Below are 15,516 nucleotides of genomic sequence, written 5' to 3' on the forward strand. Positions count from 1 at the left end.
TCATCAGCTGGGGCGATTGCTTCATCGTTTTTTGGCTCAGCGCTTTGCTCTGCTTGCGCCGCTTTTTTCGCTTTAGCACGGGCAATAGCAGCAGCTACCGCAGTCTTTTTGTCATCAGCTGGGGCGATTGCTTCATCGTTTTGTGGCTCAGCGCTTTGCTTAGCTTGCGCCGCTTTTTTCGCTTTAGCACGGGCAATAGCAGCAGCTACGGCTGATTTTTTATCATCAGGTGCTGATGATGACTCGCCCTCGGCAGCTTTTTGTTCTTTATATTTACGCGCTTTTTCTTTACGCAGTGCGCGCTCTTTAGCTACTTCACTGTTATCTGGCTCTAGCTCTTCACCTTGCTGTTTTTTCGCTTTGGCGCGGGCTATTGCAGCGGCTACAGCTGATTTTTCATCGCCATCGGATGATTTGCTCTTAACGCGGGCAAGAGCATCTGCTACTTTTTGTTTTTCATCTGGTGTTTTGGCCGCTGGTTTACGTTTATGGCGATTTTGACGTTCTTGTTGCTCGCGCTCTAGGCGCTCTTTACGGGCGTCAAAGCGCTCTTTTGCTCTATCGGCTTTAATTTTTTCGGCTTGCTGCTCTTTTATTTCTACTTTTGCTACGCGGTAATATTGCACCAATGGAATTTCGCTTGGGCATACATACGCACACGCGCCACATTCAATACAATCAAATAGGTTGTGTTCTTGTAATTTGTCGTATTCTTTTGATTTTGCAAACCATTGTAATTGCTGTGGTAATAACGAAGCAGGGCAGGCATCTGCACAGGCACTACAACGTATACAGGCTTTTTCAGGGCCAGGCTCTGCCAGCTCTTTATGATCGGGCGCTAAAATACAGTTGGTGGTTTTAATTACCCCAATACGCACAGTCGGTAAGGTAAAGCCCATCATTGGCCCGCCCATTACAACGCGCTGCTGGGGTACGGGTGAAAAACCTTGGCAATCTAGCAGGTGCTTAACTTCGGTGCCTAGTAATGCCCATACATTACCTGCATTATGAATGGTGTTACCTGTTACTGTAACAACGCGTTCAATAAGCGGTTTACCTTCGTATACGGCTTGTTGTACAGCAAACAAAGTACCGGTATTGTGCACTAAAATACCAATATCGGCCGGAATACCGCCGCTAGGTACTTCACGGTTTGTGAGTAATTTAATTAATTGTTTTTCGCCACCCGAAGGGTAAACAGTAGGCACTGTTTGAATGACAATATTCGCGTTGTGCTCTGCGGCACTTTTCATAGCTGCAATGGCTTCGGGTTTGTTATCTTCTATACCAACAATACACAGTGTCGGGTTTAGAATTTGTTGCATTAGCTCAATGCCTTGCACTACTTGCTTGGCATGTTCACGCATTAATACATCGTCGGCCGTTATGTAAGGTTCACACTCAACCGCATTAACAATTAAAAACTCAATAGGTTGCTTTATATCGGCTTTTACATAAGTAGGAAAGCCTGCTCCACCCATACCACTTATACCTGCTTGATGAATAATATCGACTAATTCATCGTGGCTAAGCTCACTTGGGTTAGGGGTAGGAGTCAGTTCGCACCATTGATCCTTGCCATCAGGCTCAATAATAATACTTAGCTCAGGTAGAGCCGATGGATGCGCCGAAGGCACAGGGCTAATATCTGTTATAGTGCCAGAGCTGGGCGCATGTACAGGCACAGACCAATTCGCAACAGGCACGGTAAGTGCTTGACCTTTTAATACCTGTTGGCCTTTTTCTACAATTAACTTACCGTTAGCACCTATGTGCTGTTTAATTGGTACAACTAACTTATCTGGCAGAGGGAGCCTAGCAATACGCGCACTGTTAGAGAGTGTTTTTTGTTGTGGTGGATGCACGCCGCCCGGGAATGCCCAAACGGTGCCTTTTTTAATTTGTTCAAGTAACTTTTCCACTCAAACCTCTAATCTATTTGCGTGACAGGAATAGCATCAAGTTGCCATTTCCAGTTTTGTTTTGTTTCGGCTACAGGCAGCATATCAATGCAATCTACAGGGCAGGGCTCTACACATAAATCGCAGCCGGTACACTCTTCAATTAATACAGTGTGCATTTGGCGTGTTGCACCAACAATGGCATCAACAGGGCATGCCTGGATACACTTAGTACAGCCTATGCACTCGTCTTCGCGAATATAGGCCACTGTTTTGATCGGCTCTGCTTGCTCACCACCGGCAAGCGGTTTAGGCTCAACGCCCATTAAATCGGCCAGCTTTTTAACCGTTGCTTCACCGCCTGGCGGGCATTTATTAATTTCATCTCCGTTGGCAATTGCCTCAGCATAAGGGCGACAGCCCGGATAGCCACACTGGCCACACTGAGTTTGTGGTAAAATGGTATCTATTTGCTCAACAATTGGGTCGCCTTCTACGCGAAAGCGAATAGCTGCAAAGCCTAAAATAAGTCCAAAAACAAGCGCTAGCGAGCCAAGCGCTATCAAGGCATACATTAAGGTCATATTAAAACTTCACTAATCCGGTAAAACCCATAAACGCCATTGACATTAAGCCGGCGGTTATCATGGCTATTGAGGCGCCTTTAAACGGGGTGGGAACATCTGCAGCAGCAAGGCGTTCGCGCAGCGCTGCAAATAATACAAGTACTAATGAAAAGCCAATGGCTGCGCCAAAACCATACACCGCGGATTGTAAAAAGGTGTGATCTTCTTTTATGTTAAGAAGCGCAACACCTAATACCGCACAGTTAGTGGTGATCAGCGGTAAAAATATACCTAATAAACGGTATAAAGTAGGGCTAGTTTTACGCACAACCATTTCGGTAAATTGCACCACAACGGCAATCACTAAAATAAAGCTCATGGTACGTAAAAATTCGATGTCTAGCGGCGCTAAAATATATTGATTAACTAAATAGCTTGTAACAGAGGCAAGAGTAAGCACAAACGTGGTTGCTAAAGACATGCCAATTGCGGTATCAAGCTTGCCTGATACACCCATAAATGGACATAAGCCTAAAAATTGTACTAATACAAAGTTATTAACTAGAACGGTTCCAATCAATAACAAGACATATTCTGTCATGTGTGCCTCGCGCTATTAAAATCCCGTGTATTATCCTTTTTTCTGCCCCGATAAACAACATATGCGAGTCGTTATCAGTTAAATAAACACGGTAAAATAATTAAGCGATCACAAAGCTGTAAAATTTATGTGATTTTAAAGTAAGTGAAAAATTAAACAGTTAAAACACAAAAAGAGCAACATGTGCTCTTTTTGTGTTTTTTTAAGCAGAGCTTAAATGTCTTTTGGTTTTTCTATGTAATAACCTTGCACGCCATCTAGGCATAAGGTTTCTACTATGTGTTTTTCTTCTTGGCTTTCAACGCCCTCTGCAAACACACTCACACCAATGCGGTGAGCTAAATCAACCATTAGGCGCATAAAGTATTGATTGTTTTTATCATCTTCTAGGCCGCGCGTGTAACTAGCATCCATTTTAATAAAGTCGGGTTTTAAATCACGGAAAAACTTAAACGAGGTTAATCCTACACCAAAGCGTTCAACCGTTACGCGGGCCCCTACGCGGTGTACCATATCAATAAAGCGTTTACTGGCTTTAATATTTTGCTGTAGGCCAAACTCACTTACTTCAAATACTAATTTAGAGGCTATATGCGTATCTTTTAATAAGCGGCGTTCTAACCAAATAACAAATTGGTCGTTATGTGCGCTTGAGGCGGTCACGTTCAGGCCAAAAAACTTTTCAGACAGGTTGCGGCTTTTAATTTTTTCAAGTGACGAGTCAATAATTAAGCGGTCAATTTCTATGGCCATGTCGAGCTTTTCAGCCATGGCTAAAAATGAGGCCGTAGGAAGCACTTGGTTATCTTCGGTTTTAAAACGTACTTGTATCTCTGCATAAGCCTTAATGCTTTTACCCAGCGGCATAATATTTTGCATTACTAAGTGAACACGTTTTGATTCAATTACTTCGTTAATCACTTTGCGCCAGTTTTGGTTACCAAACCCAGCACTTACATTATTAACTAAATCGGTTTCGCGCTGCACATGCCAAGCATTTACCTGCTTAGATTGCGCCATGCTCATTGCGTTATCTACAACCGATAATAGCTCGCCCAGCGGTTTGCCTTTTTCGTAGCCCACAATGCCCGTATTAGCCACAGAGCTGAGCTCTTGATTTTGCTGGTATTGGGTAAAGCGCGATTGCAGGTTTTCACCAAAACGCTCTGCTTCTTTAAGTGGGGTATTAGGTAATACTATGGCAAAGTCTGAGCTATTTAGCCTAAATACTTGGCTACCTGTGTAGGTACCACTTATATGTTTAATTATATCGGCCACACCTTTAACGTAGTCATCACCTTTTTGATAGCCACGGCTTTGGTTTATCGATTGCAGCTCACTACAGCGCACAAGCGCTAGCGAGCCAAAGGTACTGCGCTCACTGTTTTCGATGTGCTTTTCGTAATATTCAACAAACATATTACGGTTGCCTAATTCTGTAATCACATCTTTGTAGGCTTCTTGCTTAATGCTTAGGGCAGCGTTTTGAATATCATCATTTTTATTTTTTAAAAAATGCGAAAGGCGATTAAAGCTAGGGACCAAATCTTTACCTAGCTTTTTCATTTTACTGGCATCGAGCGCGGTGTTTAAGTCGTCACCAATTTGATTTTGGTTAATGTAAATGTCTATTACATCGGCAACGGTCATGCTGATATTTTTATTTAAGCTATGAAAAATAGACTTCATTAATATGATAGGAATAATCACTAACAACGCTGAGATAAAAATAACAATAAACAGTGAAGTTTGAAGTTGCTGTGCTAAACGCTCTATGTTGAGAGTAAATTCTACTTTTATGTCTGCGGCGTCGTTAACTGCAAATTGCGGGCGAACTGAATTAAAGCTAGATTGAATAAACTCAGCAAACATGGGCAGTTGGGTAGGGGAGTTAACTGAAAATACTTCAGCCCCTTGGTAGTCTCTTAGTATAAAGTTTGAAAACGTTTTACCATCGGCAATCGCTTTTTTTATACTTTCAGGCGAAATCTCGTCGCTTGTTAAGCTGTTAATGTAGTGTGTTACACTGGTTTGTGCCGAAGTTTGTGCTTCACTTACTGCATTATTAAAGCTTACAGATATGAAGTAGCTTCCAGCCGCAACACATACAAGCCAAGACAGGATTTGTATAAAAATAAGTTTTTTAAAGCCAGCCATGTTATCAATCTTTTAATAGTTCAAAAGGAAAGGAATCAAGTCCTTGATCATTCAACTAATAGCAACACATTAGAATAGAGATTATGTTTTAGTTATAAAGCAGAAGAGTAGTGGAAAATTACTGAAATGTCTATGAAATTCTTATGATTGGCTCCCCCTCCCCGACTCGAACGGGGGACCTGCGGATTAACAGTCCGTCGCTCTAACCAACTGAGCTAAGGGGGAACAAATAGAGATGTAATTTTATGATTTGGCTCCCCCTCCCCGACTCGAACGGGGGACCTGCGGATTAACAGTCCGTCGCTCTAACCAACTGAGCTAAGGGGGAACTACATCATAAACATAAACTTGGCTCCCCCTCCCCGACTCGAACGGGGGACCTGCGGATTAACAGTCCGTCGCTCTAACCAACTGAGCTAAGGGGGAAACGTTTATGATTGAAAAACTTGGCTCCCCCTCCCCGACTCGAACGGGGGACCTGCGGATTAACAGTCCGTCGCTCTAACCAACTGAGCTAAGGGGGAAGCGTCATGCCTTTCAACGGGGCGAAATATTAATGATGGAGCCGCAAAGTGTCAACATATAAAAGTCATAAATTTAAAAAAGTGCTTTATTCGTTGTTTTTATGTTCGATCTGCGCATTTTATAACTCTATTTATGCAAATCATAGAGATAAATCTGTATTTAAACTTACATCAATACGAAAAAAACAGCGCTCATGAATTAGTCATTGTTTAATTTATGTGTAAAAAATGCCAGTGAAGTAAAAGTTATCGCAGCTAATTAGTAAATTTGTATTTAATCCTATTGTCATAAAACCAAGTATAAATTTAGCTAGCAGAAGTTTTTTAGAAATCCAGTAATGGGTTTTTCTTCTACTGCAGTGTTTTAACATAGCCAATCGAGTAAACACGTTTCTCAGTAGTTTATTTTGAAAAGCTACACAAAAACAAAATTATCAATAAGTTGCTAAACAATTAGCTAAGATAAATAAGTGATATATGGAAGCATCCGAGGCAAAATTTTGCTTATCTTAATTTTTTGTTTGCAAGCATTGATAAGTTTTTAACTTTAGCATTTAGCAAAAGGTAAGCTAAAGCTAAATTATAGTCAGCGTGCAAGCCTTTATAAATGCGGGCTGGACTGAGTTATCCACGGTTTCTGTGGATAACTCTGTTTATGAAACTTTAAGAACAGTGTTCCGACCAGAGTTTATGGGCACTACAACGATTTCAAGCTTTTAAATCAATTTTTTTATTACATTTAAAAACATAGGCTTATAAATACATACTGAATTACCATGCGGTGATGAGTAAATTAATTTATTGCAATAATGATTAATACTGTGCTGTGTAAAAATTCAGCGAATTAGCAGGGGGTAATGTTAAAAAAGTGATAAAAATGTTCACTTATTGTTTTTTAGCGCTCTAAGAGTGTATTTATCTACAAATGCTTAAAAGTTCGACTTTACCTAATTTCTATATTGCTGCTTTATTAATAGTACAAAATCCATTGATAAATCCGTGGCTTGAATTGCTATGATGCTTTAAAATGGCAAGCTCAGTAAAAGAGGCTTATTTATTCCATGCGCGAAACTTCACATTCTCAGTCACGCCCAGATTTACTTAACGATCCCATCTTGCCTACATTAAAGAAAATGACCATTCCGATGATCTTTGGCATGATTACACTAATGATGTTCAACATTGTTGATACATTTTTTATTAGTATGTTGGGCACAGAGCCGCTTGCGGCGGTAAGCTTTACGTTTCCGGTAACCTTTACGGTAATAAGCCTAGCCATAGGCTTAGGTATTGGCACATCAGCGGTTATAGCTAAAGCTTTGGGCAGTAATAAAATAGAAGAGGCGCGTTTTGATGCCAGTGTGTCGCTTATTGTGGCGTTACTATTAGTTATTTTACTTTCGTTTGTTGGATATTTACTAATCGACCCAATATTCACTTTATTAGGGGCCGGACAATTAGTGCTGCCACTTATTCATAAGTATATGAATATTTGGTTTATTGGCAGCGTATTTTTAATTACCCCCATGATAGGTAATTCGGTATTACGAGCCAGTGGCGATACTAAAACCCCTAGTATAGTAATGGGTGGGGCAGGGCTTATTAATGCCATACTCGATCCTATTTTAATATTTGGCTGGGGCCCAGTACCGGCTTTAGGCATTCAAGGTGCCGCTATTGCCAGTGTTATCGCTTGGGGCGTTGCTGTTGTTATTATTCTATACGTGTTGGGCGTTAAAAAACGACTATTGAGCTTAAAAGCGGGTAATCAAACAGCGCTAAGTGCAATAACAAAAGTGCTTAAAATCGGCTTACCCGCAGCGGGGGCTAACATGCTTACCCCAGTGGCAATGGCTGTAATGACCGCACTCGTTGCTAATCATGGACCCGAAGCGGTTGCCGCTTTTGGTGTGGGCAGCCGTATTGAATCAATTACCTGTATTTTAGTGCTGGCCTTATCGATGACGTTGCCTCCTTTTGTTAGCCAAAACTTTGGGGCGGGTAAATTAGGTCGCGTAAAAGAGGCGTACATTGGTACGTTAAAATTTGTGATGATATGGCAATTTGCTAATTATATTTTACTCATTGCGCTTTCAGGGGTAATAAGCCAATTATTTGGTAAAGAGCAAGCTGTAATTGATGTTATTAAGCTCTTTATATACACCATACCGCTAAGTTATGGTTTTCAAGGGGTGATCATTTTATCAAATTCATCGTTTAATGCTTTACACAAACCGATGAATGCATTGTTTTTAAGTATTATTCGTTTGTTTGTTTTTTACCTGCCTTTTGCTTATATAGGCAGTATGCTAGGTGGCTTAATTGGTTTATTTATAGGCGCCGCAATCGGTAATGTATTCACAGGGTTAGTCGCGTACAAATGGTTTGTAAAAGAGCTAGATGCAATATGCAGTAACACGGTAACGGAGTAAATAAATGAGTGATCACTTTGAGCTAAAGTCACAATTTAAACCCGCGGGCGATCAACCCACAGCGATTAAACAGCTTGAAGAAGGCTTAGAAGCCGGGCTTGCGCATCAAACCTTACTCGGTGCCACAGGTACAGGTAAAACATTTACCATGGCCAATATTATTAGCGATTTAAATCGCCCAACAATAATAATGGCGCATAATAAAACACTAGCCGCGCAGTTGTATGGAGAAATGAAAGAGTTTTTTCCTAATAATGCAGTTGAGTATTTTGTATCTTACTACGATTACTACCAGCCAGAAGCCTACGTGGTTGCAAGCGATACATTTATAGAAAAAGACGCCTCTATTAATGAGCACATAGAGCAAATGCGTTTAAGTGCTACTAAGGCACTGCTTGAGCGACGCGATACCATAATAGTGGCGTCTGTGTCGGCTATTTATGGTTTGGGCGACCCCGACTCATACATGAAAATGATGCTGCTTTTAAAAGTAGGCGAGCAGGTCGACCAACGGGATATGCTACGCCGCTTAGCTGAGCTGCAATATACTCGTAACGACATTGACTTTAGCCGTGGTACTTACCGTGTACGTGGCGAAGTAATAGATATATTCCCAGCCGAGTCAGACACCTATGCAGTGCGTGTAGAAATGTTTGATGACGAAATAGAGCGCCTCAGTATTTTTGACCCCCTTACCGGTGCGGTTGAAAAACACATAGTTCGTGCCACTATTTACCCTAAAACGCACTACGTAACGCCTCGCGAAAAAATTCTTGATGCCATAGAAAAAATAAAAGCCGAACTTAAAGAACGCAGAGCACAACTACTAAGTGCCAATAAATTGGTAGAAGAGCAGCGCATAGCGCAACGCACTCAATACGACATAGAAATGATGACCGAGCTTGGTTATTGTTCGGGCATAGAAAACTACAGCCGTTATTTATCGGGGCGTACCCCGGGCGATCCACCACCCACATTGCTTGATTACCTCCCTGACGATGCATTAATGATAATTGATGAATCGCACGTCACTGTGTCGCAAATTGGTGCCATGTATAAAGGCGACAGAAGCCGTAAAGAAAACCTAGTTGAATATGGCTTTAGAATGCCATCGGCAATGGATAACCGCCCACTTAGGTTTGAAGAATTTGAAGCCATAGCACCGCAAACTATTTATGTATCGGCAACGCCCGGCGACTTTGAACTTGAGCGCAGCGCAGGCGAAGTAGCTGAACAAGTTATACGCCCAACCGGCCTGTTAGACCCAGAAATAGAAATACGCCCTGTAAGCACCCAAGTAGATGATTTACTCTCAGAAATTTATAAATGTGTAGAAAAAGGTGAGCGAGTACTGGTAACTACGCTTACTAAACGCATGTCTGAGGATTTAACTGATTACTTAAGCGAGCATAACGTAAAAGTGCGTTACCTGCACTCAGACATAGACACCGTAGAGCGCGTTGAAATAATTCGTGATTTACGCGCCGGTGTGTTTGATGTGTTAGTAGGTATTAACTTATTAAGAGAAGGCCTAGATATGCCTGAAGTGGCACTAGTGGCCATTTTAGATGCCGATAAAGAAGGCTTTTTACGCTCGGCACGTTCGCTTATTCAAACTATTGGCCGTGCTGCACGTCACCTTGATGGGCGCGCCATTTTATACGCCGACAAAGTAACTAAATCGATGGAAAAAGCGATTAGCGAAACGCAGCGCCGTCGTGAAAAACAGCATGCCTACAACATAGAGCACGGCATTGAGCCACAAGCCTTGGTTAAAACGATCACCGATATTATGGATGTGGGTGAAGAAGCTGCACCACAAGATAATCTTAAACTAGTGCGTAAAGAGTCTAAAAAAATACTCAGTGCTAAAGAAATTGCCACACAAATTAAGCAACTTGAAAGCAAAATGCATGCTTATGCCAGCGATCTTGAATTTGAAAAAGCCGCGTCGGTACGCGACGAAATACACGAACTACAACAACAGTTGATTAACTAAATGACACCCGATTTTTCGCCTCTAATAAGTGCGCTTGAAGATGCGCCATTACTACAAAACGAACTATGCCGCGTATTCCATGGCCGCGGGCATAGCGTGGCATCGCTAAGCCATATTAATTTAGATTTTTACCCGCCGAGCTTATTTTTAATTTCGTATGATGAAATTGACGACGCCACGTTAAATACACTGACCAATACCCTTTGGACATGGGCGCAGCAGCATCACCCCGAGCTTATTACTGGGCTTGTGTATCAACAGCGCGCGGGTGTACAAAGCAATAATCGTTTAGTGCATGGCAATCTTCCCTCGCCACATGTGGTAAAAGAAAACGGCATCAGTTTTTTAGTGGATTTAACAAGCCGCCAAAATACCGGAATTTTCCCCGATATGCGCAGCGGCCGTGAGTTTGTTTCTGCCAATAGTAAACATGCAAAAGTACTTAATTTGTTTTCATACACCTGTGGTTTTTCTCTTGCGGCAATGCAAGGCGGGGCTGATCATGTAATGAACATGGATATGAGCAAAGGCGTACTTAAAGTTGGTAAGCAAAACCATCAACTCAACGGTTTTGAGCGTGGAGTGAGTTTTTTACCTCATGATATTTTAAAGTCGTTTGGTAAATTAAAAAAAGCAGCGCCGTTTGATTTAATTATTGTAGACCCGCCAAGCTTTCAAAAGGGCAGCTTTATTCTAACTAAAGATTATCAAAAGGTACTGCGCAGATTACCAGAACTTTTATGCGAAACCACACAGCTTTTATTATGCGCTAATAGCCCAGAGCTTAGCGAAGATGCGTTTAAGGCTTTAATCAACGAGCACACCCAAGGCGCAATAGAATTTGTTGAGCGCCTTGCACCCACAGCCCGTTTTGTAGAAGTAGACAGTAATAAAAGCCTAAAAGCGTTAGTGTATAAAACGGCGCACACTTTAACTTAAATGAAACTGAGTAAGCGTTTAAACGCAATTAATGCGTTAATTACTAACCCAGTAGATGTTATTTGGGATTGCTGCTGTGACCATGGTTACTTAGGCATTGCACTATTAAAGCGCCGCGCTGCAAAACAGGTTAATTTTGTTGATGTGGTAGATAAAATAATGGCAGAGCTGAGCGAGCACCTAGTAAATATTAGCCAAACACTGCCAAGTGATGTGCAATACAAAGTATTTTGCCAAGATGTTAGGGAAATAAAACTGGTTCCTAATGAATTAAATACCGTGGTTATCGCCGGAGTTGGCGGCGAATTAATGCTAAAACTTGTCGCCGGCATTATTAAAAACAATTGCGCTGCATCAGTGGCAAGCACCCGCTTTATAGTTTGTCCTATACACCATACTTATCATTTGCGCAGTGGCTTAGCCAAATTAGGCTTTGGCCTTGAAAGCGAGCAATTGATCACTGAAAACAACCGCTATTATGAGCTTATAGAGATAAGTCAACGTAGCGCCACATTGCTTACATCTACTGGCAACAGCATGTGGGATTTAAACAATGCATTGCACAGACAATACCTTAAACAGTTACTCACTCATTATAATAATATGCTTAATAAAGATGAGCTTTATTATCAAAAAGTTATAACAGATTATAAAAACCTCAGCGGCGCTTAAAAATGACTTATTTAGGGCTAATTGTGTGATCTAATTTAAGGCGCTAAAACGTAATATCAACATAGATTATATCGCCTTGCGCGAGTTTATTTGGTTTACGTATGTCAGATAAAAAAAGTCGCATTGAGCCGTTACTCAGTGCAGAGCAAAAGTGGCAAAACAGTTACGAGCAACCAATTTCGTATGCGCCATTAGTGCAACTTGCGAATAAAAGCTGGATAGTTCCACAGCATTTTTTACGCTATAAACACACCTTATCAAGCGTTAATCAGGTGCTTGAGGATATTGATTTTTCGGCGCACTTTAGGGTGCTTGCTGCGCAAAAAAATGAACAACTTTATTTGCAAGTTGCCGTACTTAGCCCCGATAACTACAAAACCAGTAGTTATGCGGGCGAGGGCACCGACAAAAAGCTCCTGTTTGGTAGGCGCTGGATAGTAGAGGATAACTTACCGACCTCAGAACTTATTCAAACAGCGTTTTTAGCGCTTAAAATAGCGCGAGAGCACGAAGTAAGAGAGTTGTTTCAACTTACACACAGCGATAATACAACCAGCACCCCGTTTAATAATCATCATGATTTACCGGTTATGGCACAAAATGCAGAGCTCGTTACTGCGCATGCACCGCCGGGCACCGGGCAAAGACATACTATTGAACAGTTATTAAAACGGGTGGTATTTGCAAGTGCTAAGGTATCGCTAAGTGCTATGCAGCAAATAAGCTCGCAGCAGTGTTTATACACCTTAAAATTACACTGCAACACTTGCCAGCTTGCTGAATTTAATAACAAAACTTTTGCATTTTTAACCAGTGATAGCAGCGAAAATAGCTTTTTACATAGTCTTATCAGTGCGCTGGTTGATATAAGTAATGAGTATGTGAGTGAGCAATTTAAATACCAAGGGTTTGCCCGATTTAGTAAACACAACTGTGTAGAAAAAATAGGGGAGCTTAGTGTCGCAATGCGCTCGCCTAAAGTATTGGGCTTGTGTTCGCTTGGCAAACAACATGCTAATAAACTTAATTTTGAAATAGACAGCTCTCGTGCGCCGCAGGGCTGCGGCCAAGCTATTGATGGGTTTTTAGCTGCTCATGGCATAGAGCAGCCAGAAAACGCTCATTTATATCGTTTTTAAAGGCGGTTAATTTCTTCTTTTGTGGTGTAGCTTGAATCTGTCACTATGGCCTCAAGCGTTTGCACGCGCTCTTTTAAAGCAACCACTTGCGCACTTACCTCGGCAAGCTGTTTATTCGCATCTTGGTTGCTATCTTGCATTTTGTGTTTAAACTCAAGGTGCTTTTTGTACATATCGTAAATAACCCCAGAGCCAACCGAAATAAGCACAATAAGTACTATCATTGTAGTGCCTGACATAACCACTTCCTTTTATATTCATCGCTTTAGTTGTGTAAAGTATAACCGTATTTTAAAGTGGTTAAACCTGACAATTGTAACTTTATTTTTCGATTGTGGCTGTATGAAGCGGTGTTCATCATTGATACATACGGTTTATTGTTTAATACTGATAAAACATAAAGTACGTATTTTATAATTAATACAGTGAGTTGCTATGTTAAATAATAAAATTCCACCGGTTATAGTGGTCCTGTTTTTTGCAGGCGTTATGGCTTTAATCGCGCATTATAGTGTTATTGATTTTACAGCGTTTATTACCTATTTAGCGGCAAGCTTAGTAATCATTGGCTGCGTGTTTTGTATTGCCGGCGTTGTTAGCTTTAAGCTTGCCCGAACCACAGTAAACCCTAATAAGCCCGAGCAGGCATCAAAGTTGGTAACCAGTGGCATTTATAAAATTTCGCGCAATCCTATGTATGTTGGGTTTGCATTTATTTTAGCAGGGTGGGGTATATGGCTGAGTTCGCTGTGGGCACTTTTATGTATCATTGGTTTTATTGTGTATTTAACGCTTTTTCAAATAATTCCTGAAGAACGGGCGTTAACTAAATTATTTGGCCAAGAATTCACTGAGTATAAAAACAAAGTAAAACGCTGGCTTTAACTTTAAGCAATAACAAAAAAGGCTATCGAAATGATAGCCTTTTTGCGTTTTACGCATGTGTTAGTGTAGGTTATTCGTATTCTAACGGGTCAGTAACGTTATTAAGCTTAAATGCTTCTAAACGCTCTTGGCAGGCGCCACATTTTCCACAGGCTTTTTCACGGCCGTTATAACAGGTCCACGTTTGGCTGTAATCTAAGCCCATTTTTATACCGTCGGTTAAAATATCAATTTTGGTGTTATTTAAATACGGGCTAAAAATTTCTACTGCATCGTAGTTTGCAATACGACATACATCATCCATTTTTTTCACAAACTCAGGGCGGCAGTCAGGGTAAATAGCATGATCGCCCGAGTGAGCACCGTAATATACTTGGCTTGCTTTAAGTGATACTGCGTAACCAACCGCAAGCGAAAGCAAAATCATATTACGATTCGGCACAATGGTGCTTTTCATGCTTTCTTCTTCGTAATGGCCTTCAGGTACATCTATATCATCAGTGAGGGATGAACCTCCAATAAGCTGATTAATTGCTGATATATCTACAATTTTATGCGGCACATTAAGCTTTTCACACACTTGTGCAGCTACTTCAAGCTCTTTAACATGACGCTGACCATAGTCAAATGAAAGGGCATAAACATCATGGCCTTGCTGCAAGGCTTTATTTAATACGGTAAACGAATCCATACCGCCGGAATAAATAACAACTACTTTTTGCGTCATATCTGGATTGCTCTTTAGTTTTAATAGAGGTTTATATCAGGGCGCGATATACTACACGGCCGCAGCTTAAATAACAATTTTTGGGCTGCGCTTTTTCGTCTTTTATAGTAGCAATGTTGCAGCTAGGCAGTAAGTGAGATCTCTTTTGTACAAAATTAATGAAGTGTTTGAAACCATCCAAGGTGAAGCAAGTTTTACCGGTACACCCTCAATATTTTTGCGTTTGCAAGGCTGCCCAGTGGGCTGTGCATGGTGTGATACTAAACAAACTTGGGAAGTCGATAACGTGTACAAAGTATCACTTGATGAAACTGTAGAAAAAAAAGCCGATTCAGATCATTGGGCCGATGCCAGCGCTGAGCAAGTGCTTGAGCTATTTAAATCGCGTGGTTATACGGCAAAGCATGTTGTCATTACCGGCGGCGAGCCATGCATATACGATTTAAACCCAGTGTGTAACTTATTACATGCACAAGGCTTTACTACGCAAATAGAAACCAGCGGCACTTTTGAAATACTCGCCCCTGAGCAAACGTGGGTGACCGTATCGCCTAAAATTAACATGCGCGGCGGCTACGAAGTACTTACCAGCGCCATGAAGCGCGCAAACGAAATTAAACACCCCGTTGCCATGCAAAAGCACGTAGAAGAGCTAGAAGAACTATTTACTAAAACAGGTGTTAACCCGAAGCTTGTTTATTTACAGCCAATAAGCCAAAAAGTATCAGCAACCAAATTAGCCATCGACACCTGTATTGCCAAAAACTGGCGCCTATCAATACAAGTACATAAATATTTAGGAATTAGCTAAACTTAAAGAGCAGCTGTAAGTGCTTAGCTGTAAGCGATAAGCTGCTCGGCGTTAAGTTATATTACGTAGATACAAGGTTGGGTTGAGTGAAACGAAACCCAACACCACAACTCCATTACTCACTCTTTATATAAACCACCACACCAGCTTATTTAAACACGTA

At 41.2% G+C, this 15,516-nt stretch carries 13 protein-coding genes and 4 tRNA genes; 7 read left to right on the top strand and 10 right to left on the bottom strand.

Annotated features, from left to right (window positions below; translation table 11 throughout):
* The 8 genes from rsxC to AN389_RS18615 all read right to left on the bottom strand — a co-directional run.
* A partial coding sequence (rsxC, locus tag AN389_RS18580; RefSeq protein WP_055016306.1) for an electron transport complex subunit RsxC occupies positions 1-1,922 on the bottom strand: 1,922 nt, incomplete at its 3' end.
* Between the two features lie 8 nt (positions 1,923-1,930).
* Positions 1,931-2,485, bottom strand: a complete 555-nt coding sequence (gene rsxB, locus AN389_RS18585; protein WP_004589479.1) for an electron transport complex subunit RsxB — start codon at positions 2,483-2,485, stop codon at positions 1,931-1,933.
* Position 2,486: 1 nt separating this feature from the next.
* Entirely contained in the window at positions 2,487-3,068 is a 582-nt protein-coding gene (gene rsxA, locus AN389_RS18590) for an electron transport complex subunit RsxA (protein WP_055016305.1), read from the bottom strand.
* A gap of 213 nt (positions 3,069-3,281) precedes the next feature.
* Complete coding sequence (locus AN389_RS18595) at positions 3,282-5,225, bottom strand: EAL domain-containing protein (protein WP_055016304.1); 1,944 nt, start codon at positions 5,223-5,225, stop codon at positions 3,282-3,284.
* A gap of 148 nt (positions 5,226-5,373) precedes the next feature.
* Positions 5,374-5,450: transfer RNA gene (locus AN389_RS18600), tRNA-Asn, on the bottom strand.
* Positions 5,451-5,476: 26 nt separating this feature from the next.
* Positions 5,477-5,553, bottom strand: a tRNA-Asn gene (locus AN389_RS18605).
* Between the two features lie 21 nt (positions 5,554-5,574).
* Positions 5,575-5,651: transfer RNA gene (locus tag AN389_RS18610), tRNA-Asn, on the bottom strand.
* A gap of 21 nt (positions 5,652-5,672) precedes the next feature.
* Positions 5,673-5,749 (bottom strand) — tRNA-Asn (locus tag AN389_RS18615).
* Positions 5,750-6,810: 1,061 nt separating this feature from the next.
* Here AN389_RS18615 and AN389_RS18620 point away from each other — a divergent pair.
* The 5 genes from AN389_RS18620 to AN389_RS18640 all read left to right on the top strand — a co-directional run bounded on the left by AN389_RS18620 (position 6,811) and on the right by AN389_RS18640 (position 12,930).
* Positions 6,811-8,181 (top strand): MATE family efflux transporter, encoded by a 1,371-nt coding sequence (locus tag AN389_RS18620; protein WP_055016303.1) that lies wholly within the window; start codon positions 6,811-6,813, stop codon positions 8,179-8,181.
* A gap of 4 nt (positions 8,182-8,185) precedes the next feature.
* Positions 8,186-10,180, top strand: a complete 1,995-nt coding sequence (uvrB, locus tag AN389_RS18625) for an excinuclease ABC subunit UvrB (protein WP_055018567.1) — start codon at positions 8,186-8,188, stop codon at positions 10,178-10,180.
* The gene (locus AN389_RS18630; protein WP_055016301.1) at positions 10,181-11,119 is read left to right on the top strand and encodes a class I SAM-dependent methyltransferase; all 939 of its coding nucleotides are present in this window, start codon (positions 10,181-10,183) and stop codon (positions 11,117-11,119) included.
* The gene (locus AN389_RS18635) at positions 11,120-11,791 is read left to right on the top strand and encodes a tRNA (adenine(22)-N(1))-methyltransferase TrmK (protein WP_055018566.1); all 672 of its coding nucleotides are present in this window, start codon (positions 11,120-11,122) and stop codon (positions 11,789-11,791) included.
* A gap of 101 nt (positions 11,792-11,892) precedes the next feature.
* Positions 11,893-12,930, top strand: coding sequence for a hypothetical protein (locus AN389_RS18640; protein WP_055016299.1), 1,038 nt, complete (start codon positions 11,893-11,895; stop codon positions 12,928-12,930).
* Here AN389_RS18640 and AN389_RS18645 read toward each other — a convergent pair.
* Positions 12,927-13,169 carry a hypothetical protein gene (locus AN389_RS18645; protein ID WP_024034198.1) on the bottom strand — a complete coding sequence of 81 codons (243 nt, stop codon included), beginning with the start codon at positions 13,167-13,169 and terminating at the stop codon, positions 12,927-12,929. The genes AN389_RS18640 and AN389_RS18645 overlap by 4 nt on opposite strands.
* Before the next feature lie 196 nt (positions 13,170-13,365).
* Between AN389_RS18645 and AN389_RS18650 the strand changes: the two genes are divergently transcribed.
* Positions 13,366-13,815, top strand: a complete 450-nt coding sequence (locus AN389_RS18650; RefSeq protein WP_055016298.1) for an isoprenylcysteine carboxylmethyltransferase family protein — start codon at positions 13,366-13,368, stop codon at positions 13,813-13,815.
* A gap of 70 nt (positions 13,816-13,885) precedes the next feature.
* Here AN389_RS18650 and queC read toward each other — a convergent pair whose 3' ends face one another.
* A complete protein-coding gene (gene queC, locus AN389_RS18655; RefSeq protein WP_055016297.1) occupies positions 13,886-14,542 on the bottom strand; it encodes a 7-cyano-7-deazaguanine synthase QueC in 657 nt (218 codons plus the stop codon).
* 145 nt (positions 14,543-14,687) lie between these two features.
* On the opposite strand from queC, the gene queE reads away from it, so the two are divergent.
* The gene (gene queE, locus AN389_RS18660; RefSeq protein WP_055020442.1) at positions 14,688-15,353 is read left to right on the top strand and encodes a 7-carboxy-7-deazaguanine synthase QueE; all 666 of its coding nucleotides are present in this window, start codon (positions 14,688-14,690) and stop codon (positions 15,351-15,353) included.
* Positions 15,354-15,516: the final 163 nt, after the last annotated feature.

The sequence above is a fragment of the Pseudoalteromonas sp. P1-7a genome, assembly GCF_001401855.1.
GTDB lineage: Bacteria > Pseudomonadota > Gammaproteobacteria > Enterobacterales > Alteromonadaceae > Pseudoalteromonas.